The organism is Vibrio sp. LaRot3 (assembly GCF_027587025.1).
In the GTDB taxonomy this organism is placed as follows: Bacteria; Pseudomonadota; Gammaproteobacteria; order Enterobacterales; family Vibrionaceae; genus Vibrio.
This window is the reverse complement of record NZ_JAPPTI010000001.1, coordinates 1,352,995-1,377,505: the sequence shown is the minus strand read 5'-3', so window position 1 is coordinate 1,377,505 and position 24,511 is coordinate 1,352,995. Positions and strand designations below refer to the sequence as shown.

Here is a 24,511-nt window from a genome sequence, read left to right as displayed (position 1 = left end):
TAACTTATTGGTAATAATGAAGGATGTGCGCAATAAGTGCACAAATAACTAATAATTAAATAAGCCAAGTACCCAGTTAACTAACTAGAGGTGACGGCAAACACACAACATCCCATTCAATGCTTAAATCAAGGAGTTAAGATGAAAGCAGGAAAAGTCATCGCAACCGCCGTTCTTGCCGGTGCAGCATTACTTTCTTCAGGCAGCATCATGGCAAAAACCGCCACTGTTGCAGTTTCTCAGATTGTTGAGCACCCAGCCCTAGATGCAACTCGTCAAGGTTTAGTCGATGGCCTCAAGGCCAAAGGTTACGAGCAAGGAAAGAACCTAGAATTTGATTACAAGACAGCGCAGGGTAATCCTGCCATCGCCGTACAGATTGCCCGACAATTTGTGGGTGAGCGTCCAGATGTATTAGTGGGTATTGCAACCCCTACCGCGCAGGCATTAGTGTCCGCTACCCGTGATATTCCGGTGGTATTTACCGCTGTCACTGACCCTGTGGGTGCAAAGCTGGTTAGCCAGTTAGAACAACCGGGCAAAAACGTAACGGGCCTTTCTGATTTGTCTCCAGTAAGCCAACATGTTGAGCTTATTAAAGAGATTCTGCCAAACGTAAAATCTATCGGTGTGGTGTTTAACCCGGGTGAAGCAAATGCCGTTACTCTTGTTGACCTACTCAAAGAGAGCGCAAAAGCACAGGGTATTGAAGTTGTAGAGGCGACTGCACTGAAAAGTGCTGATGTTCAATCTGCCACTCAAGCGATTGCGGCTAAGTCCGATGTGATCTACGCGCCTACCGACAACACCGTCGCAAGTGCGATCGAAGGTATGATCGTTGCCGCGAACCAAGCGAAAACCCCTGTATTTGGTGGAGCGACTTCATACGTTGAGAAAGGGGCGATTGCGAGCCTAGGTTTTGACTACTACCAAGTTGGTGTTCAAACCGCGGATTACGTGGTGGCAATCTTGCAAGGTGTTGAGCCCGGAGCACTGGATGTACGCGTTGCCAAAGGTTCAGATTTGGCAATCAACAAGACAGCTGCGACTAAGCTCGGTATAGAGGTTCCTCAAGCCGTGTTAGATCGCGCAACAAGCGTTAAGTAATACTCTTAAAGCATGGTTAGTGGGTAAAGGAGTTTACCCACCTAAAGCTTACGCCATCAGATGTATTGTTGATGGTGTGAGCATTAAGCAGAGAAGGAGTATGTATGTCTGCTTTTGCTTTTTTTGGCGCGCTTGAAATTGGTTTGCTCTATGGCCTTGTGGCTCTTGGCGTGTACCTAACATTCCGCGTGCTTGATTTTCCTGATCTTAGTGTTGATGGCAGCTTCCCTATGGGGGCGGCAGTTGCCGCGACTGCGATTGTTGCAGGTATCGACCCTTGGATTGCAACAGGTATGGCGATTTTAGCGGGTGCGGCAACGGGTTGGGTTACTGCATTTCTCGCGGTTAAATGTGGAATTTTGCATCTTTTAGCTTCCATTCTTACCATGATCGCCGCGTTTTCTATCAATATTCGCATTATGGGACGTCCAAACATGGCGCTGCTGGGGGAAGAAACCATTCTGACTCCTTTTGAAGCGATGGGTGATCCGGTTTATATCCGTCCTCTGGTCGTTGGCGTATTGGTACTGATCTCTTCTTGGTTTGTGGTTCGGCTACTAAACAGTGACTTTGGCTTAGGTTTAAGAGCCACTGGCGTTAACTCGCGTATGGTCTCAGCACAAGGTGCGAGCACTTCGTTTTACACGTATTTCGGTCTTGCGCTATCGAACGGGTTTGTTGGTTTTGCGGGCGCGCTGTTTGCTCAAACCAATAGCTTTGCTGATGTGACGTCCGGCGTGGGTACGATTGTGGTTGGTCTAGCGGCGGTCATTCTTGGGCAAACTCTAATACCCGGTCGTAAGATTTGGGTTGCGGTAGTGGCAGTTGTGGTCGGCTCGGTATTGTATCGACTCGCAGTGGCCTTTGCGTTGAGTACCGGTATGTTTGGCTTACAAGCATCGGATTTGAACCTAGTGACAGCAGTATTAGTCGCCATTGCGCTTATCGCTCCTAAGATTCGGAGCAATCTTCGTGCAAAAAAGCTTAGCCCTGCGACGGGCAAAGCATCGACGAAGACAACCAAAGGATCAAGAGAGGCGGTATGATTCGTTTAGAAGATATTCAAGTGACGTTTAATCCCGGCACTATTTTAGAAAATCGCGCTCTGAAAGGCGTGACATTAGAAGTCCCAGAACATCAGTTTTTGACGGTTATCGGTTCAAACGGTGCAGGTAAGTCGACCTTATTGGGTGCTGTCACCGGTGAAACCCCTATGGTTGGTGGACGAGTATTGATCGATGAAAGCGATGTTACTCGGCAGACGGTTGCTCAACGTGCTACTCAATGTGCACGAGTATTCCAAGACCCACTGGCAGGCACTTGTGGTGATTTGACCATTGAAGAGAACATGGCTTTGGCCTATATGCGTGGTAAGCGTCGTGGTTGGAGCCACTCACTATCGTCCAAGCGTCGTAAATTGTTCCAAGAGCGAATTAGTATTCTGGGGTTAGGTTTGGAAGATCGCCTAGGTGATAACATTGGCTTGCTATCAGGGGGGCAACGACAAGCTGTGAGTCTTGTTATGGCAACATTGTCAGACAGTAAGTTGCTGCTTCTTGATGAGCATACTGCAGCGTTAGACCCTAGAATGGCTGCATTCATAATTGATTTAACCAAACGCATCGTTAAAGAGTTTAATTTGACGGTGATGATGGTGACTCACTCGATGAAAGATGCGCTTGCGTGCGGGGACAGAACCGTGATGCTACATCAGGGTGAAATCGTCCTCGATGTTGCAGGCGAGCAGCGGTCAAACATGCAAGTGCCAGATCTGTTAGAGATGTTCTCTAAAGTTCGTGGCGAAGAGTTAGCTGACGACAGTTTATTACTCAACTGAGTCAGTTTAACCGTTTGGAGAAAAGTCAAAGCCCTATCGAGTTTGATAGGGCTTTTTAGTCTTGATTGCTATTTATGCTTTGCTGCTACTTTTGGGCGATGAGCTCATCACGGTAGCGAGTAATGTATTCAACAATAGGTGCCGCTTTGTTGAAGGTGCGGATTTGTCTAAATAGCTCAGCGGCTTGCGGATACTGTTGGCGTAAGTAAGAGAACCATTGCTTAACTCGGTTAGGGTAATAGAGACCTTTATCGCCTTTCATTTCATAGCGTGAGTAAACCAAAAGCAGTTCGACCACTTCTTCCCAAGGCATCTCTTTGTGGTTGTGTTTGACTACGTTACCTAAGTTAGGCACGTTGAATGCGCCGCGGCATACCATTAGTGAGTCAACGCCTGTTGTTTCGATACAGCTTTGACCATCTTGGTAATTCCAGATCTCGCCATTGGCAATCAGTGGAATAGAGCAGCGTTGGCGGATTTGGTTAATGTAGTCCCATTTGATTTCGCTGGCTTTATAACCGCCTGTTTTGGTACGTGCGTGCACAGTGAGTTCGTTTGCGCCGGCAGACTCAATGGCACTGACGATTTCAAAACAATCTTCAGGGTTCTCCCAGCCTAAGCGTATTTTCGCTGTAACGGGAATTGATTCATCGACTGCGTCACGACACGCTTTAACAACCTGATGGATGAGCTCTGGGTGTTGGAGTAATGCCGCGCCACCTTTGCTTCGATTAACCAATTTTGCTGGGCAACCAAAGTTAAGATCAATACCTCGCGCGCCTAAATCCGCCGCCATCACAGCGTTTTCAGCCATCCAATGAGGGTCTTGGCCTAGTAATTGGATATGTACAGGCACGCCTGATTTGGTTTGTGAGCCTTGGTCTAGTTCAGGGCATAAACGTTTAAATACATGCTCAGGCAGTTTTTGATCGATCACTCGCACGAACTCTGTCACACAAAGATCATAATCGTTGATATCCGTTAAGATCTCACGCATTAGGTGATCTAAAACGCCCTCCATCGGGCCCAAAACTACTCGCATATATCAAACACCATAAAAATAGGAGGCGTGATTCTAATGATTTAACCACTGGAAGTCACGAATATCGGCGAGATAACGGTTTTGTTCAGTTGAGATTCATCTAGGCGGGTTTATCTTGCTTAATACGCAAGTGACCCAGCAAGACAGGCAAGGTATAATCCTTTGCTTAATTAAACTGACGCTAATATAACAATCTTATGACTGACCAATTAATCGCTTTAGACACGCAGAGCTGTGAAGAATCACCAATGTTCATTGAAGGTGTTGTACTGGCCGCTAATTTAGCGACTAAGCCACTGCAACCAGAATCTTGGTTAGCCGACATTTTTGGCGATAATGCTGAGCAAATGAATCGCCTAGTAGTGGAACAGATCAATAAACAACACGGATTGTTAAAACGTAATGAATATTCACTGCTTACTTTGATTGATAACGAGCAAAATAGTGAATGGTTGGCCGATTTTTCTGAAGGTTTCATGACATTATGGCCAACCATTGAGCCACAATGGATGGAGGCTAACATCGGTGATGGTTCGTTGCGTATGCTGCAAGCGATGTTAACGACTTTTATGTTGGCGATTGATGAGCAGCAAACCCAAGAGCAGATGAAGCAAGCGGGTATTGAGACGCCTCCTTCACTGGCTGATCTACTCGATCAAGTTGATTTGATGATCAACGAAGTGGCGCAAGCGGCAGATGAAGCCATGGTGGGCGCTAAAGGTCAAAGCGTAAACCCATTTAAAGACATCGGCCGTAATGACCCGTGTCATTGCGAGAGCGGCAAAAAGTTTAAGCAGTGCTGCGGTAAATAATTTTTACTGGTTCGCCTTAAGAACCAAGTGCGCTTTTGCTGGTCATACAGAACATGATGGTAAGGGAACACCCTTACAAACGCATTCAGGAACGAAAACATGAAAAAAGCCCTTTTATTGTTACTCGCTGCGAGCTTTACTGCATCTGCAACGCCGAAAGATGAATTGAACCAACGCTTACAGATGCGTGCTGGGTTTAGTGCCGATTTTTCTCAAGTAGTGACAAGCCCAGAAGGTGATGTCATTTCCGAGGGTGAAGGCCAAGTAGAAATTGCTCGCCCTAGCTTGTTCCGTTGGACAACCGTATCACCCGATGAAAACGTATTGGTGTCGGATGGTAAAACATTGTGGTACTACAGCCCATTCATTGAGCAAGTAAGTATTTACTGGCAAGAGCAAGCAACCGCGCAAACACCTTTTGTATTGTTGACTCGTAACAAGCCAAGTGATTGGGATGCCTACCATGTTGTGCAAGAAGGTGATGTATTTACTCTTACGCCAACTGCGGTTGATAGCAACCAAGGTCAATTCAAAGTAGAAATTGATGCAAAAGGTGCGGTTCAGGGCTTTAGTGTGATTGAACAAGATGGCCAAAAAAGCCAGTTCAAGTTCAACAAAATCACTCTCGCGACGCCAAAAGCGGATCGCTTTACCTTTGCCATTCCAGATGGTGTAGAGGTCGATGACCAAAGGAATTAATCTGTGAGTAACTACTCGTTTGATTTTGCAGGGGACGAAGATTTTCGTCCCCTTGCTGCTAGAATGCGCCCGCAAACTTTAGACCAATACATTGGTCAGCAGCACATATTAGGTGAGGGCAAGCCGTTAAGACGCGCGTTAGAAGCGGGTCATATTCACTCCATGATTTTGTGGGGGCCTCCGGGCACAGGTAAAACAACCCTTGCCGAAGTCGCCGCGAATTACGCCAATGCTGAAGTTGAACGCGTTTCTGCGGTTACCTCGGGCGTGAAAGAGATTCGTGCAGCAATCGAACGCGCGCGTGAGAACAAACTGGCTGGTCGTCGAACCATCTTGTTCGTAGACGAGGTGCATCGCTTCAATAAGTCTCAACAAGATGCATTTTTACCTCATATCGAAGATGGCACTGTTACCTTCATCGGCGCAACGACAGAGAACCCATCATTCGAGCTGAATAACGCATTGCTATCACGAGCTCGGGTTTACAAACTCACCTCGCTTGCGACTGAAGATCTTCAACTGGCTTTGCAGCAAGCCATTCAGGATGAAGAGCGTGGTCTAGGCAAGGTATCGGCAAACTTTGTTGATAACGCACTGGATCGCTTAGCTGAGTTGGTCAATGGTGATGCTCGTATGTCGCTCAACTACCTTGAGCTTTTGTATGACATGGCCCAAGAGAATGAGCAGGGTGAAAAGCAAATTACCCTACAACTGCTTGCGGAAGTGGCTGGTGAGAAAGTCTCTCGCTTTGATAATAAGGGCGACATTTGGTACGACTTAATCTCTGCGGTTCATAAGTCTATCCGTGGCTCTAACCCAGATGCCGCCTTATATTGGGCGGCGCGCATGATTGCTGCGGGTTGTGATCCTCTTTACATCGCAAGACGCCTCTTAGCCATTGCTTCAGAGGATGTGGGCAATGCTGACCCTCGAGCAATGCAAGTGGCGCTATCGGCTTGGGATTGCTTTACCCGTGTTGGTCCCGCAGAAGGAGAACGAGCGATTGCTCAAGCGATTGTGTATTTAGCCTGCGCACCGAAAAGTAATGCAGTGTACACCGCTTGGAAACAGGCGCTGACTGATGCCCATAACCTACCCGAATACGAAGTGCCTGTGTATTTGCGTAATGCGCCGACTAACTTGATGAAAGATCTCGGCTATGGGGCTGAATATCGTTATGCCCATGATGAGCCGGGAGCATACGCAGCAGGGGAGCAATATTTGCCACCTGAAATGGTAGGTACACAGTACTATCAACCGACAAATCGTGGTTTAGAAACCAAAATTGGCGAAAAGTTAGATTACTTGGCTAATTTAGACGCAAATAGCCCACAAAAGCGCTATGAAAAGTAGCTAAATTTGGATACATTTGTTCGGTTAATATTTTTAGTGCTTGAGCATGATGTTCGAGCACAATTTCACCACTAAAAGCATAGGATTAACAATGCTGGATTCTAAATTACTTCGTACAGAGCTGGATGAAACAGCTGCTAAACTGGCGCGTCGTGGCTTTAAGCTAGACGTAGAGACAATCCGTACACTTGAAGAACAACGCAAGTCCATTCAAGTTGAAGTTGAAAATTTACAATCCACGCGTAACTCCATCTCCAAGCAAATCGGCCAAAAGATGGCGGCTGGTGACAAAGAAGGCGCAGAAGAAATCAAGAAGCAAATCGGTACTCTAGGTAGCGATCTTGATGCGAAAAAAGCTGAACTAGCAGAGATTCAAGTAAAACTCGAAGACATCACGCTGTCAGTTCCTAACTTACCAGATGATTCTGTGCCAGATGGCAAAGATGAAGACGACAACGTAGAAATCTCTCGTTGGGGTGAGCCTAAAACTTACGATTTCGAACTGAAAGATCACGTTGATCTAGGTGAAATGGGCGATGGCCTAGATTTCGCTAGCGCAACTAAGATTTCAGGTGCACGTTTCATCGTAATGAAAGGTCAATTCGCTCGTCTACACCGCGCAATTGCTCAGTTCATGCTTGATCTTCACACTGAACAGCATGGCTACACAGAAATGTACGTGCCATACCTAGTGAACGCAGACAGCCTATACGGTACTGGTCAGCTACCTAAGTTCGGTAAAGACTTGTTCCATACTGAACCACTAGAAGAGAAAGTAAACGACGAAGAACCTCGTAAACTGTCACTTATCCCAACGGCGGAAGTACCAGTAACGAACATGGTTCGTGACACTATCTCTGAAGAAGCTGATCTACCACTTAAGATGACGGCTCACACGCCATGTTTCCGTTCAGAAGCAGGTTCTTACGGTCGTGATACTCGTGGTCTGATTCGTATGCACCAGTTCGACAAAGTGGAACTGGTACAAATCACTAAGCCAGAAGATTCAATGGCGGCACTAGAAGAGCTAACGGGTCACGCTGAGAAAGTTCTACAACTTCTAGAACTTCCTTACCGTAAAGTGGTTCTATGTACGGGTGACATGGGCTTTGGCGCTCGTAAAACTTACGACCTAGAAGTTTGGGTTCCAGCACAAGAGACTTACCGTGAGATTTCTTCTTGTTCAAACATGTGGGATTTCCAAGCTCGTCGTATGCAAGCTCGTTTCCGTCGTAAAGGCGAGAAGAAGCCCGAGCTAGTGCACACGCTAAACGGTTCTGGTCTAGCTGTGGGTCGTACAATGGTTGCTATTCTTGAGAACAACCAAGAAGCAGATGGCCGTATCGCGATCCCGACTGCACTACAGTCTTACATGGGCGGTGCAACGCACATCGGTTAATCTCAAGCGAGATAAGCTAAGCAAATTAAACAAAGCCGACTCACTGAGTCGGTTTTTTTGTGTTTAAATTTTGCGTGAGTTGTTCAATGCAGCTTTTATCCAGCAATGGATGCCCATTCGCGCCTGTCAGCAGAACAATATCCACCGCAGGGAGTGGCGGCATATCATGGATTAGTTCTAAATCCTCACAGGTACTGATTGCTCCCATTGCCCCTACGGCCAAACCTTGTTTTATGATAGCTCTGAGCGCTGAAGAGGTATTACAGCAGGCCAGCAGTTGATATTCCGTCCCACGCTTAGTTAAGCCATCAATGGCGGCAGCGTGATACTTACAATCGGTTTGATACAAAGCGATAGGCAGGGTTTTCTGCTGGTGGTCGATGGCGTGCTTTTTACTGGTAACCCAAACGCCCTGATCGCTAGCGAGCCAATAGCCTTCTTCGCTATCTGGCGCTCTGGTAACAATTGCTGCGTCTAACTTGCCCTCATCTAACCATTCTCTTAGCGTCACGCTGGGTTCACTGAACACTTGAATTGAACAGGTAGGTCTAGCTTGTTGGATAGCATGGATAACCGTAGGCAGAATTTTATCGTTGTAATCTTCAGGGCATCCTAGTCGAAACGGGTGCTTATCTTGATATCGTTTTACTTGATGAATAGCTTCACTGTGAATCCCAACCAGCTTTTCTGCATGGCTGCGCAGTGCGAGGCCAGCTTCACTGAGTACAAGATTACGACCTTCTTTTTCAAAGAGGTTGACGTTTAACTCTTGCTCTAGTTTACGCATCTGAGCGCTAAAGGCGGATTGAGTGCGGTTAATTTGCTTTGCCGCACGGGTAAAGCTGCCAGTTTCCACAAATGCGAGAAAGCTTTTGAGTGATTCAATATCCATATCGGCGCAACCCATCGTTTTTATTAATATATGCCATCAAAACTATCCGTTAGTTGGTCATTAAACAATTCTTTACTCTGTCAACAGATGTTAAGAGACAAGGGAAAAGATATGCAACTGTTTATTGCCAATCAAAACTATTCGACGTGGTCATTGCGAGCTTGGCTGATATTTACCCAATACAATTTGGATGTCGAGTTCATCAAGTTAAAGCTTTTTACGCCAGAGTTTTACACCACACTTGAAGAGGTGACACCAACCGCAAAAGTCCCCACTTTGGTTGATGAGCAAATCGCAGTATGGGATTCGCTAGCCATTTTGGAATATGTGAATGAGCAATATCTTGATGGTCAAGCATGGCCAAGTGATGCGGGGCAGCGCGCATTAGCACGAGCAATATCTGCGGAGATGCACTCAGGCTTTTTCAATTTGCGTAATGAAATGCCAATGAACTGCCGAGCTAAGCGAAAAGTAGACATTAGTGCTGGAGCGAAGCAAGAGATAGCACGAATTGACCAAATTTGGTCACAACAGATGCAGACATTCCCAGATGGATGGCTATTTGGCCAATGGTCGATTGCAGATGCGATGTACGCGCCTGTAGTATTGAGATTTCAAACGTATGGCATCGAGCTATCGCCTCTTGCTGAGCAATATGCGCAAAAGGTGTTGAGCAGCGCCGCAATTCAGCGTTGGCTAACTGAAGCCAGTGAAGAGAAAGATATCGTCGAAGAAGATGAAGCGGGCGTTGAGATTTAGAGCAAATAAAGCTCCCTAACTGCTAATGACAAGTGCTGAGGGAGCTTTGCGCCAGTGAAGGGTACTGCTGAGGAGACTTTGGCGCTAATCGGTTATTTTGCCGCACGCAAGCAGCGTTTCACTTCGCGGCTACGCTTTTTCTCAAGCTGTCTTTGAATCTCACTTTCAGACGCATTGGCGACTTCTGCGGAGTTAGCACTTTTCACTAAGCGGTCGACATTATCAAATGCATTCAACTTTTTGGTATAGAAGTATTTTTCGGCTGAGTCTTCCATATCCGATGGGTCTTTGATGTCATTTTTCATTTGGTCGCGTATATCATCTGCGCTCGTTCCATCAATTGAAGCGGCATACAGCGCGTAATTGTAATCGCCAACGAATTCGCATTGTTCTTGAGCGGACGCATCTGTAGGGAAGCTTTGCGCCAACATGTCGCTGCTACTGCTTGAGCCACCAAATAGCATCCAACCTACGCCTAACAACAGCACTGCACCGCCAGCAATAATGCCAATTTGGGCTTTTGGATTGTCCGCAATTCCGGACTGCTCAATTTGGCTTTTCGCTTGTTCAGCATTTGCTTTGATTTTTTCGATGTCGACTTTTTGTTTTACTTGGTCTGTTACTTTGTTCAAATCCATTTTGCTATCCTCACGGTTACTCTGTTCTGCCTAGCGCTATAGGGGGATGCGCTGCTCGTCTCTATAGGAGTAAGTTTGCCCGTGAGTGTAAAATGAACCTAGGTACGAAAATTGGAAAAAAACGCGAAATTTATTTTTCGATTTGTTTGTATCTATCGATAACGGTCGATCACTGCTTCAATAAATGCTTGCATGGTCGCGGTTTGGTAGCGGTCTTGGCGATAGACAAGGTGAAAGCTGCGCGCTGGAGTTTGATAATCAGGGAGCACCTCAACAAGCTCGCCTGAGTGGAGTTCTTTACTCACCATAAGCTCAGGCACCATACCTATCCCAAAGCTGTTCACCATCGCTGAGAGTAATGCTCTGCTTTCGTTGACTTTAAGACGCGATGCTATGTCTATCTTGATAGCGCTGCCATGCTGGTAAAAGTGCCAGCGGTTGTAATTCATCGCCCCTTCAAATAGGTAGCCTAGGCATTGGTGATGCTCGAGTTCTTCAGGGGTTGAAGGTGTGCCATGACGTTTTAAGTAATTGGGAGATGCGCAGCAAAGTAGCTTGTAGTCCATGAGTTTGCGGGCAACTAAGTTAGAGTCTTCAAGTTTTCCTACTCGAAATACCGCATCGAAATCGCTTTGTTGAATATCCACATATTCATCAGATAAATGTACCTCGACAGCAATTTCGGGATAGCGGTTGAGAAAGTCAGCCAGAAATGCGGTAAGGCTAAAAGCGCCAAAAGTTCTTGGCGCACTGATTTTTAATGTTCCTGATGGCGTGTTTATTAGAGAATCACTCAGCTGCTCGGCCGCCTTTATGTCTTGCAGTATTTGTTTACAGCGTTGGTAATAAGCGTGCCCAAACGCGGTGAGCTGGTGGCTGCGTGTGGTTCTTTGCAACAAGGTAGCACCGAGGGCTTGCTCTAGATTCGCCACTTGCTTCGCCACCATTTGTTGTGAGATCCCGAGCTTTTTACCTGCGGTAGTGAAAGAGCCCCCTTCAACGGTTTGGATGAAGGTCGACATTGCGCTGAGTTTATCCATGTTCACCACTTCTACTTTTTTACCGGCTAGATTCACAACCTTTAGTTGTTATTGTTTAAATTATTTACCCATTTAACAAGTAAATAAGTGGTAATAACATTAGCGCAAGTGAGTTGAAGGGGGAAGTTGTTGCATAAAGCCCTCTTCGCTAAATGGAATGAAAAAGGATGTAAAACATGAAGATAGGTATAATCGGCGCAGGGTTTGTGGGTAAAGCGATTGCGGAGTTATTGATTAGTCATGGTCACCAAGTGCTCATTGCTAACTCACGTGAGCCAAAGACGTTATTTAGCTTGATGGGGAGTCTACCCCAAGCACAATTAGGTACCGTTCAGGATGCTTGCGATTTTGCTGAGACAGTTGTTGTTGCGATTCCATTCTCAAACATTGAACAGTTACCAGTAGAAGCTCTTGCAGGAAAAGTTGTACTCGATGCAAATAACTATTACCCAGAGCGTGATGGCGCAATCGCAGCATTAGATAACTTTGACGCGACAACCAGTGAACTTTTAGCGAACCACTTAACTCAATCAACGGTAGTGAAAGTGTTTAGTAATATTATTGCTGCCCATATTAATCGTGACGCGTTACCGAAAGGGAATATGAGCCGTCGAGCACTACCAGTAGCGAGTGACGACCAACAAGCGAAACAGCAGATTATGGCTTTGGTGGATGAGTTAGGTTATGACCCGATTGATGGTGGTAGCCTTGCTGACAGTTGGCGTTATGAGCGCAGTAAGCCTGCCTATTGCTTCCCATTTAATGTAGCCGAGATGCAACAAGCGCTAGCAAAAGCTAAGCGAGATGAAGAGTTACCACTCAGTGCTTGGGCGGGTGTGGTGTGATGCTTAATCGCTAACGTAACACCGTAAAAGCCAGCCTTTGCTGGCTTTTTTGATGATGGATATCTTTGTTTACCGGCTCCCAAAGGGACACGTCACCCCTCTATACATTTGTTACACAATTCTCATTATGTAATAAAAAAGTTACGACATATATCGCGTTTGCAGACTTGAACTGGCATGATTTATCGAGTGAGTCATTAATGAGATTCACGATAATTCTCTCCCATTTGTGAACGAACGAGCCGCCGATAGTGAAATCTGAACAAAAAGCAGCCGCCATATTGGTATGCGCGACCGTCTTGTCTGCGCTAGGCTGGATTTTTTCCAAAGAAACCATCCAAGGCTTGCCTCCGTTTGGCTTTGTAGGGCTCAGGTTTTTATTCGCCTCTCTATGCTTATTACCCTTTTGTTTAGGTTCACTACGACTCGCCAGCTGGCGAGATATTCGCTCCGCGGCTTTGGTAGGTTGCTTATTAGCCACTGCATTGATGAGCTGGATACATGCTATTTCCATCAGTGATACTTTGGGTGAAGGGGCATTTATTCTTAGCCTTTCGATGCTGATGGTGCCGTTTGTTGCTTGGGTGTTATTTGGCCAGCGGCCGAAACGTATTTTCTGGGTATCGCTACCCGTGGCTATTTGTGGCTTGGCGTTTCTTTCACTTAAAGATGGTTGGCAAAGTTCGAGCAGTCAGCTGTGGTTTTTGTTCAATGCTGTCATTTTGGCGCTGCACTTCAATGTAAACAGCAAATACTCCAAGACATTGCCGATCTTATTGCTGACCTGTATCCAGTTGTTTGTTACCGGTGTGATTGGTTTGGTAGCGAGTTCGCTGTTTGAATCGGTGCCTGTGTCGATTGAACCGTCAATTTGGGGATGGTTTGCGGCGAGTACGATTTTGGCGACGGCACTGCGCTATGTAATGCAAACTACCGCGCAAAAACAGATAGTGCCGGGCAATGCGGCGTTGATTATGATCTTGGAGCCGATTTGGACGGTATTTCTGAGTATCGCTTGGTACGGGGAGCAGATGTCGTTGAATAAGATGCTAGGTTGTTCACTGATTTTGTTTGCGCTGATTCTCTATCGCACTGACGGTAAGCTAGCGAGTTTATTTCGTTGTAGCTAGTTGGTCGCTATTAAAGATCAAAACAAACAAGCCGACATCACTGTCGGCTTTATCAATCATTGTGAATCGCGTTAGATAGACATTTCACCGCGCAGAACTTGCTGCATCTTCACTTTTACTTGTTCGTAAGTTAAGCCTTGGCTTAGTAAGAAATGCAGTTTAGCGAGTGCTGCTTCTGGCGTCATATCATAACCACTGATCACGCCAGATTCTGCTAATGCACAACCTGTCGCGTAGCCGCCCATATTCACTTTACCAGCAAGGCATTGAGTTAAGTTTACGACCAATACACCACGTTCTGACGCTTCTTTAAGGTGAGCTAACAGCTCAGGGTTTTGTGGTGCGTTACCCACACCAAAGGTCAGTAGAATCATCGCGTTGACAGGTTGCAACAAGGTGTTGCGAATCACTTCGTGTGAAATACCCGGGTACATGGTGATCACGCCAATTGGCTGCGGAGTAATATCGTGGACTTTGAACTCACCCTCTGGTTGCTCATTCACCTGAATATCATTGCTGATTTGGATGTTGATACCCGCCTCAAGTAGAGGAGGTAGGTTAGGTGAAGTAAACGCATTGAAGCCATCAGCGTGTGATTTAGTGCTGCGGTTACCGCGCATCAATTTGTTGTTGAAGAACAGAGTCACTTCGTTGATTGGGTAGTTGGCTGCGATGTGTAAAGCGTTTAGCAGGTTTGCTTGGCCATCAGAGCGCAATTCCGCCAGTGGAATTTGTGAGCCGGTCACAATGACAGGTTTACCCAAGTTTTCCAGCATAAACGACAGTGCTGAAGCGGTGTAAGCCATGGTGTCTGTACCATGCAAAATCACAAAGCCATCATATTTATCGTAATTATCTCGGATGTCGTCTGCGATTTGCTGCCAGTCAGCAGGGGTCATGTCAGAAGAGTCGATCAGAGGATCGTACTCATGAATGGTGAACTCCGGCATCTCCGGACGTTGAAACTCTGGCATGCTTGCAAGTTGCTTTTCCATAAAGCCCGCAACAGGCACGTAACCGTGATCATGTGACTTCTGCATACCAATGGTACCGCCCGTGTAGGCGATATAGATGTGTTTTCTTGCCATTGCTCGAAACCAGTTTAATTGTAGGGGGAACAGAGCGGGCGATTATAAACAATTCTTCACCAATAAAAAGGGGCATGTCGCACAGACATACCCCTCTAATTGTGGCCTAGAGCGCATATAGGTTTAAACGCTCAAATAGTATACGGTTACTGAACTTGGCAGTTTAAACAGAAGGCGTAATGACCTTTTGGATCGTTAAAACTGTTCAGTAAACTTGCGTCTTGAACCAACTGCGTCGCCGCTGGTTGAAGGGCTTCAGGCAGCATCGAACTCACATCAAAACCAAGGTTTACTTTTACTTGGTTCATGAAGTCTTGGAAGAACTGCTCTGCTGGTGAAAGCGGCTCTTCAACCCAATAAATGTTGTAGCTTTCAAGCTCTGCCAGTTTTGCAGCAAGGGCAACTGCATCATCAAAATCACCCATCTTGTCCACGAGGCCATGATCTAACGCATCTTGGCCCGTCCATACGCGGCCTTCAGCGATGTTTGGCATAGTATCGATGGCAATATCACGGTTGGTGCTCACAAGATTAATAAAGCGTTGGTAGCCATGCTCAATACCCATTTGGAAAGCGTCAGCAGCATCATCAGTAAGACCTGTGGTCACTCCGATACCTGAGAATGGCGATGTGCCCACGCCGTCGGTGTAAACGCCGATATTGTTGAGACCTTTTTCAAAGGTAGTGATCACACTGAAAATACCGATAGAGCCAGTCAATGTCGTTGGCTGAGCGATGATTTGGTCGGCACTCATTGAGATCCAGTAGCCACCCGATGCCGCGAGGCTAGACATAGACACAACCACAGGTTTGCCAGCTTCTTTCAGCGCCTGAATTTCATTGCGGATAACTTCTGAAGCAAATGCACTGCCTCCTGGGCTATCTACACGTAGAACCACCGCTTTCACTTTGTCGTCATTGCGTGCTTGACGTAGTAGGGATGCGACGGTGTCACCGCCAACCGTACCGCGAGGTTGTACGCCATCCATAATCGCACCGCTTGCGACAACAATAGCGATGTCATCACTGTTGATGTCAAAGTCCGGCGTCATGGTTGCTGAGTATTCGTAGTAATCGATGTAAGGGTAGCTGTCACCGCCATCGCTGCCGAAGGCTTCAATCAGCTCTTTACGAACTTCTTGGCGTGTCGCTAATTGGTCTACTAACCCTGCTTTGAGTGACAGCGCAGCTAAGTCACCGCCAGACTCTTTCATTAGCGATAGGAACTCATCCATGGTTGGGTTCAGTGATTGAGGCGTGATTTCGCGGTTCGTTGCCACATCATCAACATACGCGCCCCAAAGTTGGCTTAACCAGCGAGTCGCAGACTCTTTTGCTGCATCAGACATATCGTCACGCACAAAAGGCTCAATAGCTGATTTATAAGTACCAACGCGGAATACGTGTGTGTTTACATCGAGCTTCTCTAGCAAGGTTTTGTAGTACATTGAGTAAGCGCTGTAGCCTTTGATCATGACCGCACCATCAGGTGCCATGTAAATCTTATCTGCGTAGCTCGCTAGGTAGTATTGGCTTTGGTTATAAAAATCACTGACAGCATAAACGGGTTTGCCTGACGCCTTAAACTCGTTCAGTGCTTTAGCGATGTAACGTAATTTAGTCAGGTTGGTCTCTGGCATATCTCTTAGTGCCAGAACGATCCCGGTAATGTTGGAGTCATCTTTCGCTTTGCGAATGGTATTCACAATGTCAAACAATACGTTTTCTTTTGGCAGGTCTTGACCAAACAAAGATCCAGTAAATGAATCCATAGGATTGGTGTAGCTAGATTGCTCAACTATAGGGCCAGAGATATTGAGGATCAGTGCAGAAGACTGCTGAACCTGAGGTTCTGGTGTTTCTGATGTGCTGTACAAGAAGTACATGGAAGCAATCACTGCCAAAAACAGTAAATTAACAATGGCGACTCGGATAAAGGTGATGAGTTTCCAAATCCCTTTGAAAAACAAGCCGATAAACTTGAATACTTTTTTCATTTTTTCTCCGCTGTGGGATCCACAGGTTCTGACGATGAACCTTATATCCTACTGAATCTATTGGTTTCTAGCTAGACGTTGAAAGGATTCATTTATAAATCTAGTCAAGGAACGACCATTTCAACCAACTTTCTACGTTATAGAATGCGTGATGTTTCAAAAATGTAAACGATTGTTTGATTTTTGTGTAATTAGGTCTTAGTCTGGTCAGACCAGAAAGATAATAATTAAGTGATGTCTGCCATGTACTCTAATTTGCTTAAACCACTGGATCTTGGTTTCACCCAATTGCGTAACCGCGTTTTAATGGGATCGATGCATACCGGACTAGAGGAAGATAAAAAAGGTTTAGACCGCTTAGCTGCGTTCTATGCAGAACGAGCTAAAGGTGGCGTTGGTTTGATTGTTACTGGCGGTTTCTCGCCTAACTTTCGCGGCCGATTACACCCTTTTAGCGCCGAGTTTAGTAAGGTGAAACATGCCAAGGCCCATAAAGTGGTGACCGACGCGGTTCATCAACACGGCGGCAAAATTGCGTTACAACTTTTGCATGCTGGTCGCTATGCTATGCATCCTTTCGCGCAAAGCGCCTCCGCCATCAAAGCGCCCATCGCTCGATTTGCTCCGAGTGAAATGAGTACCCGTCAAATCAACAACACCATCCAAGCATTTGCCAACAGTGCCGATTTGGCACAGCAAGCTGGCTATGATGGGGTTGAGGTGATGGGGTCTGAAGGGTATTTGATTAATCAGTTTATCTGCCAGCGCACCAATAACCGATATGATGAATGGGGTGGTGACTATCAAAATCGGATTCGTTTCCCGCTTGAGATAGTGAAAGCAATTCGCGGCAAAGTAGGTGAGCGTTTCATCATTATTTTCCGCCTATCAATGTTAGATCTTGTAGAGCAAGGCAGCACGTTTGATGAAGTGGTTATGCTAGCACAAGAGCTTGAAAAGGCAGGTGTCACCATTATAAACACGGGTATTGGTTGGCATGAGGCGCGCATTCCTACCATCGCCACTCAAGTGCCGCGAAGCGCGTTTGCTTGGGTCACTGAAAAAGTGAAGCCTCATGTTTCGGTGCCTATCGTTACTTGTAATCGAATTAACACCCCAGAAGAAGGTGAACGTATTATCGCCGAGGGCCAAGCCGATATGATCTCTATGGCGAGGCCATTTCTAGCCGACCCGTACTTTGTGGCTAAAGCTGAGAAGCAACAAGCGGCACTGATTAATACTTGTATTGGCTGTAATCAAGCGTGTCTCGATAATGTGTTTAAAGGCAAACGTGCCAGTTGTTTAGTCAATCCATATGCATGCCGTGAGACCGAGTTGATTCCGGTTCATACCGATATGCCGAAAAATATCGCAGTTGTGGGAGCGGGGCCCGCAGGGCTCGCTTGTGCGACCACATTAGCGCAGCGGGGACATCATGTTGATCTGTTTGAGCGCAGCGATCGCATTGGCGGACAATTTAGATTGGCGATGCAAATTCCCGGTAAAGAAGAGTTTCGAGAAACCATTCGATATTTTGCCAATCAGCTAGATGAAACGGGCGTAAAACTGCATCTCGATACTGAAGCTAATGCAGACTTGCTAAGTGAATACGATGAAGTGGTGATGGCTTCGGGGGTTACTCCGCGTAAAGTGAGCATTGAGGGTATCGATAATCCAGAGAAAGTGATCGATTACCAAACTCTGATCCGTGACAAAACGTATGTCGGTGAAAAGGTTGCGATTGTTGGTGCGGGGGGGATTGGTGTCGATGTTGCATCTATGCTGACAGAACCTGAGAGTCATCAGCTAGATGATTGGCTACATGAATGGGGGATCGATAAAGAGATGTCTCATCCCGGTGGCTTGTACCCATACCCAGATTCCATGAGCGACAAAACCGTGTGGGTATTACAGCGCCGTAAAGGACGTGTTGGTAAAGGACCCGGTAAAACGACGGGCTGGATTCATAAACGTACTCTTGAGAAGCGAGGTGTGAATCTTCTCGGTGGTGTGAGTTATGAAAAGATTGATGAGCAAGGCTTACACATTTCCATTAATGATCAGCCACAACTGCTTGATGCCGATAAAGTGATCATTTGTGCCGGACAAGAATCGGTTAGGCCGTTTGAAAACCAATGGCCTGATTTTGGCGACAAATTACATGTGATAGGTGGTGCAGACTATGCAGGTGAGTTGGATGCAGTTCGAGCCATTAAACAAGGTGTAGAGCTTGGTATTAAGCTTTAACGGTTGAGTTAACTGTTTAACAAATAAAACGCCCTCTCATTGTGAGAGGGCGTTTTTAATCTATGCGACTTACAAGATCACGGTTTTATTGCCGTACACAAATACGTGGTCATTAACGACTTTGTTAAGCGCTTTACTGAGCACGTTTTTCTCTACATCGCGGCCTGCTTGTGCCATGTCTTTCGCACTGAAGTTATGATCCACAGGAATCACGTCTTGCTTGATGATTGGGCCTTCATCAAGGTCGTTGGTGACAAAGTGCGCGGTCGCACCGATGATTTTCACTCCGCGGTCATACGCTTGTTGATAAGGCTTAGCACCAATGAATGCAGGTAAGAAGCTGTGATGGATATTGAGGATCTTGTGATGGTACTTTTCCACAAACCCCGGTGTTAATACACGCATGTATTTAGCCAATACTAGATAATCGGCTTGGTATTCATCGATTACTTTTAGCATTGCTTGCTCATGTTCTTCACGAGACAAACCTTCATGGCTGACATGGTGGTAAGGAATATCGAATTTTTCTGTCAGACCTTGAAGAATATCGTAGTTGCCGACAACGGCGGCAATTTCAATATCTAAACTGCCGTCGTAGGTCTTCATTAAAATATCACCTAAGCAGTGCGCTTCTTTGGTGACCAAAATGACAACGCGTTTGCGGCTAGAGTCGACAAGTTTGCGTTTTGCTCCGCTTGGAAGCGCCTGATCGAGATCTGCAAGAAGGGTTTGATCATTAAAGTACCCCTCCAGTTCGGTGCGCATAAAAAAGTGGCCACTCGAGTTATCAACAAATTCATTGTTATGAATAATATTCAGCTGGTGCTTGTAACAGATATTCGTGATCTTGGAGATGAGTCCAGGCGCGTCGCTACAGTGTGTAAGCAGTGTTTTCTTTTCCATTTCGTACGTACTTCCGTGAATTATTTTTTTCGTATGGTGAATTTTTTCAGGGCCCCTGAAGGGTGAGCTAACCCGCAAAACTTCCCTAACAATTAAACTAATATCAAGTTGAATTCAACAGAAAATCTACTTAAATAGGAGTAGGTTATCTCGACGAAGATACTCTTTTACGATTATTTTCGTTGCACGGTTGAAGATTCTTTTCTCATTTGAGCGTCTTAAGGTGGTATGTATGGATAAAGAGCTATTAGCACGTAAATTATATTCTGAGCGAGTAAGTGCATTACTAGGCGAATGTGAAATAGACGAAGCTATCCTAACCGAAATGTGGGACAACAAGGCTTCACCAAGTGATGCGGCGAAAGCAATCATTGATAGCCATAATGACTTTGCTGGCCCAGCGTGGTTATCGCGCTATCTTCAACGACGTTAAACGTCAATTCAACCAGATTCCGACGCGGCTCATTTGAGCCGCGTTTTTATTTGTCTAAAGGTGTATTGAGATTACAACTGACGGTTGATAGTGTGAAGTATCGCTTCAATGGTTAGCAAGGGAAACACAAATGAAAACAATCGGCATGCTAGGTGGCATGAGTTGGGAATCAACCGCAAGCTACTATAAAGCGATTAACCAAGGGGTGAAGCGCGAGCTAGGCGGTTTGCACTCAGCAAAAATCTGCCTTTATAGTGTGAATTTTGAAGAAATTGAAAAGCTCCAACATCAAGGAAAATGGGATGAAACCGCAGTCATACTATCGGATGCGGCGAAATCAGTTGAAGCGGGCGGTGCAGATTTTTTGATGATTTGCACTAACACTATGCATAAAGTAGCCAGTGAGATTGAAGCCAATATCGACATTCCAATTTTGCACATCGCAGACGCGACAGCGCAAAAGTTGCAATTAGATGGCGTAAGCAAAGTTGGTCTATTGGGTACGCGTTTCACCATGGAACAAGATTTTTATAAGAGCCGACTGATCGAGAATTTTGGTATTGATGTGTTAGTTCCTAATAGCGATGACATCACAACGGTGCACGAGATTATTTACAACGAGCTTTGCTTAGGTGAGATTCGTGCTGAATCGAGACAAAAATACGTCGAGATCGTAGAGCATTTAGCTGGGCAGGGCGCTCAAGCGGTGATTCTTGGTTGTACTGAAATTGCATTATTGATTGACCAGCAGCATACCCAAGTCCCTTTGTATGATACTACCGCGATACATGCGGAGCAGGCGGTTCAATTGGCTATCTCTTGATAGATTTTAGATTCGCAGTGAATAAAAAAAGCGCATAAAACCTTAAGGTTCTATGCGCTTAATAATAGGGATGTGCGATTACTTGTAGAACGCTTCCACTTCGCCTTTAAGCTTGATTAGCATTGGGTTGCCGTAACGGTCTTTTGCTTTTGGTGAAGCGATTTTTACCCAACCTTCGCTGATGCAGTATTCTTCTACATCAGTACGCTCTTTGCCGTTTAGACGAATACCAATGTGGTGTTCAAAACACTCCGCAACATAGTGTGGGCTGCGTGGGTTACCAGCTAGGTGATCTGGCAATTCTGGTTTTGCGTTGTTATCGCTCATGTTTGTATCCTGAATATAGGGAATAAGGCGCTCATTTTAGGGGCTGACATCAATTGGCTCAACCAATTTGCCGTGTGAACCATCAGTTTAATTCAGTTTGTTGAGCACTTTTTCACATAACGCTTTTAAAGTAAGCAATTCATCTAAACTTAAATCAATTTTGCATTTCATTGCGTTGGGGATTGTTTTGGCTTGTTTATGCAGCGCTAATCCTTGCTCAGTTAAGTTAAGCACACGCACTCGCTCGTCCTCTTCACTTCGACCACGAGTCACATAACCTTTGCTTTCTAAGCGTTTGAGTAACGGAGTTAGCGTGCCCGAATCAAGGTGCAACCGAGACCCTATCGCTTTAACACTCGCTCCATCGCTTTCCCATAAAACCATCATTACCAAATATTGAGAGTAAGTAAGCTCGAGCTCATCCAGCAGAGGTCGATAAGCGCGAATCACGGCATTCGCAGCGCTGTAAAGTGGGAAACAGACTTGATTATCAAGAAGAAGTTTCTCGTCATCGGTTAATGATTGAGTGAATTCACATTGGCTCATGATCTGATTCCTAAAAATAAATTGTGCACAATATAGTTGCATTTTATATTAGTCTCGACATAAGATAGAGGGCAATTAAGTTGCGCGCAATTTAATTTAAAAAGAATCAGAACACCAATAAGGAATCACGTATGTCTACACTCTACAAAACACAAGCAACTGCATTGGCTGGTCGTAATGGTCAAGTAAAAACCGACGATGGTCTGTTAGACCTAGAGCTGTCTTATCCAAAAGAGATGGGTGGAAGTGGTGTTGCAACCAACCCTGAACAGCTATTTGCTGCGGGATATTCGGCGTGTTTCTCAAATGCATTGCTGCACGTTGCTCGCGAAGCAAAAGTGGCTTTGAAGCAAGCGCCTGTAACGGCACAGGTAGGCATCGGCCCGAATGAAGCAGGTGGCTTTGCTTTAACGGTGTCTCTACAGGTTGAGCTTGAGTTGCCGCAATCGCAAGCATTAGAACTTACTCGAGTGGCTCACCAAGTGTGCCCATATTCAAATGCTGTGCGTGGCAATATTGATGTCGCAGTAACGGTAAACGGTGAGGCGATTTAACGCCAAACTTGCGTAAATGCCTTTCGGCTGAGGCTATTGTCGGCCGAAGGGTTTGGATACTTATTTAAAAATCGATCAGGTATACTTTGGTTTTTGGTTACCCGCAGCAGTTGCATGATCTCTAAAACCTTTTCTCAAGATGGCGCTTTAGGCAAAGCGATTCCGGGCTTTCAGCCACGACAAGCTCAGCTTGATATGGCCGAGGCTGTTCGTAAAGCGATCAAATCTCAAGGCCAGCTGGTGATAGAGGCAGGAACAGGAACAGGTAAAACTTTTGCCTACCTAGTGCCCGCTTTGCTGAGTGGGAAGAAAACCATCATTAGTACGGGTTCTAAAAACCTCCAAGAACAACTTTTCCACCGAGATCTCCCCTTGATGGTCAGCGCACTGGGCTTTTATGGCCAAGTTGCGTTACTGAAAGGGCGCGCAAACTACCTTTGTCTGGATAGACTCAGTCGCCAAATGATTGAAAGTCATGGTCATCATGCTGATCCAACGTTGTTAAGCCAGTTGATAAAAGTGCGTAGTTGGTCATCGGAAACCAAAACGGGTGACCTTGGTGATTGCGATGCCATCGCAGAGGATAGTCCAGTTATTCCCACCATCACTTCAACCAATGACAACTGTTTAGGCAAAGATTGCCCAAGTTACACTGATTGCTTCGTATTGAAAGCACGTAAGAAAGCGCTTGATGCTGACGTGGTGGTGGTGAACCATCACTTGTTTTTAGCCGATTTAGCGATCAAAGAAACGGGCTTTGGCGAACTGATCCCTGAAGCTGATGTATTTATCTTTGATGAAGCCCACCAGTTACCAGATATTGCTAGCCAATATTTTGGCCAGTCAGTATCTAGCCGCCAAGTTCAAGAGCTGGCGAAAGACATTGAAATTGGTTATCGCACCGAAGCAAAAGATATGCGCCAGCTACAAAAAGTGGCCGAGAAGTTGGTTCAATGTGCGATGGATTTACGCATCACATTAGGTGAACCCGGATTTCGTGGTAACTGGCGTGAAGCGTTGCAATCTCCCTCGATTGCAAGGGAGATGGAGCGCTTAATCGAAGCACTCGATTTTGCTATTGAAGTGCTCAAAATTGCCCTCGGGCGAAGTCAGTTGCTAGATACAGCATTTGAGCGAGCGAACTTAATCAAAGGCCGCATAGAGCGGGTATGTGATGTTTCCATCACTGGCTACTCATATTGGTTTGATACGTCCCCGCGTCATTTCAGCTTACATATCACGCCTTTATCGGTGGCCGATAAGTTTCAAGAGCAGATTGAGTTAAAGCAAGGCGCGTGGGTATTTACCTCGGCGACGTTGGCGGTAAATGACGACTTCGGCCATTTCACGGCGCGTTTAGGTTTAAAGCCTCAGCAGCAAATGTCATTACCTAGCCCGTTTGACTATCAAAGCCAAGCGCGTTTGTGTGTGCCTCGCTATTTGCCTGAGCCCAATAGTGCAGGCTTAGCCGATAAGCTGGTGCGTATGTTGGCTCCTGTGATAGAGAAAAACCAAGGGCGATGCTTCTTTTTATGTACATCGCACAGCATGATGCGCGATCTTGGAGAACGCTTTAGAGAGGTTTTGACCGTTCCGGTACTCATGCAGGGTGAAACCAGTAAACAGAAAACGCTGGCCGAGTTTATGGAACTGGGTAATGCGCTGCTGGTGGCTACCGGTGCCTTTTGGGAAGGCATTGATGTTAGAGGTGACACCCTGAGCTGTGTTATTATCGATAAATTACCGTTTACTGCCCCAGACGATCCGCTGCTAAAAGCGCGAATTGAAGATTGTCGATTGAAAGGCGGTGACCCATTTGCTCAAGTGCAGTTACCCGACGCGGTGATTACCCTTAAGCAGGGAGTGGGGCGATTGATTCGCGATAAGAAAGACAAAGGTGCGTTGATCATTTGTGATAACCGATTGGTGACTCGTGATTACGGCGGTGTTTTTCTTGCTAGTTTACCGCCAATTCCGCGCACGCGAGATTTGGCGAAAGTTGACCACTTCCTTCAACAGATACAAACAGATACAAATTAG

General features: G+C 45.9%; 24 protein-coding genes. 15 read left to right on the top strand and 9 right to left on the bottom strand.

The genetic code is table 11. The annotated features are described in order from the left end of the window. Positions 1–141: 141 nt before the first annotated feature. From OH461_RS06260 to OH461_RS06250, 3 genes are all read left to right on the top strand, one after another. Positions 142–1,107, top strand: coding sequence for an ABC transporter substrate-binding protein (locus tag OH461_RS06260; protein ID WP_270019733.1), 966 nt, complete (start codon positions 142–144; stop codon positions 1,105–1,107). Between the two features lie 104 nt (positions 1,108–1,211). Beyond that, on the top strand, positions 1,212–2,153 hold the full coding sequence (locus OH461_RS06255) for an ABC transporter permease (RefSeq protein ID WP_270019732.1): 942 nt from the start codon (positions 1,212–1,214) through the stop codon (positions 2,151–2,153). Continuing rightward, positions 2,150–2,944, top strand: a complete 795-nt coding sequence (locus OH461_RS06250; protein ID WP_270019731.1) for an ABC transporter ATP-binding protein — start codon at positions 2,150–2,152, stop codon at positions 2,942–2,944. The genes OH461_RS06255 and OH461_RS06250 overlap by 4 nt, the downstream gene beginning before the upstream one ends. Before the next feature lie 85 nt (positions 2,945–3,029). Here the strand turns inward: OH461_RS06250 and dusC are convergent, their stop codons facing one another. Next, positions 3,030–3,986: a tRNA dihydrouridine(16) synthase DusC gene (gene dusC / locus OH461_RS06245; protein ID WP_270019730.1), complete on the bottom strand. Its 957-nt coding sequence runs from the start codon at positions 3,984–3,986 to the stop codon at positions 3,030–3,032. Positions 3,987–4,183: 197 nt separating this feature from the next. Here dusC and OH461_RS06240 point away from each other — a divergent pair, with 197 nt between their 5' ends. The 4 genes from OH461_RS06240 (at position 4,184) to serS (ending at position 8,249) form a co-directional block, all read left to right on the top strand. Continuing rightward, on the top strand, positions 4,184–4,798 hold the full coding sequence (locus tag OH461_RS06240; RefSeq protein ID WP_270019729.1) for a YecA family protein: 615 nt from the start codon (positions 4,184–4,186) through the stop codon (positions 4,796–4,798). A 99-nt stretch (positions 4,799–4,897) separates the two neighbouring features. Beyond that, on the top strand, positions 4,898–5,497 hold the full coding sequence (gene lolA / locus OH461_RS06235; protein ID WP_270019728.1) for an outer membrane lipoprotein chaperone LolA: 600 nt from the start codon (positions 4,898–4,900) through the stop codon (positions 5,495–5,497). A 3-nt stretch (positions 5,498–5,500) separates the two neighbouring features. Then, positions 5,501–6,850 carry a replication-associated recombination protein A gene (locus tag OH461_RS06230; protein ID WP_270019727.1) on the top strand — a complete coding sequence of 450 codons (1,350 nt, stop codon included), beginning with the start codon at positions 5,501–5,503 and terminating at the stop codon, positions 6,848–6,850. A 91-nt stretch (positions 6,851–6,941) separates the two neighbouring features. After that, positions 6,942–8,249: a serine--tRNA ligase gene (gene serS / locus OH461_RS06225; protein ID WP_260259396.1), complete on the top strand. Its 1,308-nt coding sequence runs from the start codon at positions 6,942–6,944 to the stop codon at positions 8,247–8,249. A gap of 40 nt (positions 8,250–8,289) precedes the next feature. Here the strand turns inward: serS and OH461_RS06220 are convergent, their stop codons facing one another. Then, complete coding sequence (locus OH461_RS06220; protein WP_270019726.1) at positions 8,290–9,141, bottom strand: LysR family transcriptional regulator; 852 nt, start codon at positions 9,139–9,141, stop codon at positions 8,290–8,292. Positions 9,142–9,252: 111 nt separating this feature from the next. Between OH461_RS06220 and OH461_RS06215 the strand changes: the two genes are divergently transcribed. Beyond that, positions 9,253–9,900 carry a glutathione S-transferase family protein gene (locus OH461_RS06215; RefSeq protein WP_270019725.1) on the top strand — a complete coding sequence of 216 codons (648 nt, stop codon included), beginning with the start codon at positions 9,253–9,255 and terminating at the stop codon, positions 9,898–9,900. Between the two features lie 92 nt (positions 9,901–9,992). On the opposite strand, the gene OH461_RS06210 is transcribed toward OH461_RS06215, so the two are convergent. Together OH461_RS06210 and OH461_RS06205 are read right to left on the bottom strand one after the other, a co-directional pair. Next, positions 9,993–10,538, bottom strand: a complete 546-nt coding sequence (locus OH461_RS06210; protein ID WP_270019724.1) for a hypothetical protein — start codon at positions 10,536–10,538, stop codon at positions 9,993–9,995. Between the two features lie 152 nt (positions 10,539–10,690). Further along, complete coding sequence (locus OH461_RS06205) at positions 10,691–11,578, bottom strand: LysR family transcriptional regulator (protein WP_270019723.1); 888 nt, start codon at positions 11,576–11,578, stop codon at positions 10,691–10,693. Between the two features lie 176 nt (positions 11,579–11,754). Here OH461_RS06205 and OH461_RS06200 point away from each other — a divergent pair, with 176 nt between their 5' ends. Both OH461_RS06200 and OH461_RS06195 read left to right on the top strand, forming a co-directional pair. After that, a complete protein-coding gene (locus OH461_RS06200; RefSeq protein WP_270019721.1) occupies positions 11,755–12,423 on the top strand; it encodes an NADPH-dependent F420 reductase in 669 nt (222 codons plus the stop codon). Positions 12,424–12,674: 251 nt separating this feature from the next. Beyond that, positions 12,675–13,553: a DMT family transporter gene (locus tag OH461_RS06195; RefSeq protein ID WP_270019720.1), complete on the top strand. Its 879-nt coding sequence runs from the start codon at positions 12,675–12,677 to the stop codon at positions 13,551–13,553. Positions 13,554–13,624: 71 nt separating this feature from the next. Here the strand turns inward: OH461_RS06195 and ansA are convergent, their stop codons facing one another. Together ansA and sppA are read right to left on the bottom strand one after the other, a co-directional pair. Then, complete coding sequence (ansA, locus tag OH461_RS06190) at positions 13,625–14,641, bottom strand: asparaginase (RefSeq protein WP_270019719.1); 1,017 nt, start codon at positions 14,639–14,641, stop codon at positions 13,625–13,627. Positions 14,642–14,787: 146 nt separating this feature from the next. Beyond that, positions 14,788–16,638 carry a signal peptide peptidase SppA gene (gene sppA, locus OH461_RS06185; RefSeq protein ID WP_270019718.1) on the bottom strand — a complete coding sequence of 617 codons (1,851 nt, stop codon included), beginning with the start codon at positions 16,636–16,638 and terminating at the stop codon, positions 14,788–14,790. Between the two features lie 243 nt (positions 16,639–16,881). Between sppA and OH461_RS06180 the strand changes: the two genes are divergently transcribed. Beyond that, the gene (locus OH461_RS06180) at positions 16,882–18,885 is read left to right on the top strand and encodes an NADPH-dependent 2,4-dienoyl-CoA reductase (protein ID WP_270019717.1); all 2,004 of its coding nucleotides are present in this window, start codon (positions 16,882–16,884) and stop codon (positions 18,883–18,885) included. A 69-nt stretch (positions 18,886–18,954) separates the two neighbouring features. On the opposite strand, the gene purU is transcribed toward OH461_RS06180, so the two are convergent. Further along, on the bottom strand, positions 18,955–19,788 hold the full coding sequence (gene purU, locus OH461_RS06175) for a formyltetrahydrofolate deformylase (RefSeq protein WP_270019716.1): 834 nt from the start codon (positions 19,786–19,788) through the stop codon (positions 18,955–18,957). A 232-nt stretch (positions 19,789–20,020) separates the two neighbouring features. Between purU and OH461_RS06170 the strand changes: the two genes are divergently transcribed. Beyond that, complete coding sequence (locus OH461_RS06170) at positions 20,021–20,221, top strand: hypothetical protein (RefSeq protein ID WP_270019715.1); 201 nt, start codon at positions 20,021–20,023, stop codon at positions 20,219–20,221. Positions 20,222–20,351: 130 nt separating this feature from the next. After that, positions 20,352–21,044, top strand: coding sequence for an aspartate/glutamate racemase family protein (locus OH461_RS06165; protein ID WP_270019714.1), 693 nt, complete (start codon positions 20,352–20,354; stop codon positions 21,042–21,044). A gap of 78 nt (positions 21,045–21,122) precedes the next feature. Here the strand turns inward: OH461_RS06165 and OH461_RS06160 are convergent, their stop codons facing one another. Next, positions 21,123–21,371, bottom strand: a complete 249-nt coding sequence (locus tag OH461_RS06160; RefSeq protein ID WP_270019713.1) for a DUF3297 family protein — start codon at positions 21,369–21,371, stop codon at positions 21,123–21,125. Between the two features lie 87 nt (positions 21,372–21,458). Continuing rightward, a complete protein-coding gene (locus OH461_RS06155) occupies positions 21,459–21,917 on the bottom strand; it encodes a MarR family winged helix-turn-helix transcriptional regulator (RefSeq protein WP_270019712.1) in 459 nt (152 codons plus the stop codon). Positions 21,918–22,048: 131 nt separating this feature from the next. On the opposite strand from OH461_RS06155, the gene OH461_RS06150 reads away from it, so the two are divergent. Both OH461_RS06150 and OH461_RS06145 read left to right on the top strand, forming a co-directional pair. After that, positions 22,049–22,471 (top strand): organic hydroperoxide resistance protein, encoded by a 423-nt coding sequence (locus tag OH461_RS06150; RefSeq protein ID WP_270019711.1) that lies wholly within the window; start codon positions 22,049–22,051, stop codon positions 22,469–22,471. Positions 22,472–22,585: 114 nt separating this feature from the next. Then, positions 22,586–24,511 carry an ATP-dependent DNA helicase gene (locus tag OH461_RS06145; protein ID WP_270019710.1) on the top strand — a complete coding sequence of 642 codons (1,926 nt, stop codon included), beginning with the start codon at positions 22,586–22,588 and terminating at the stop codon, positions 24,509–24,511.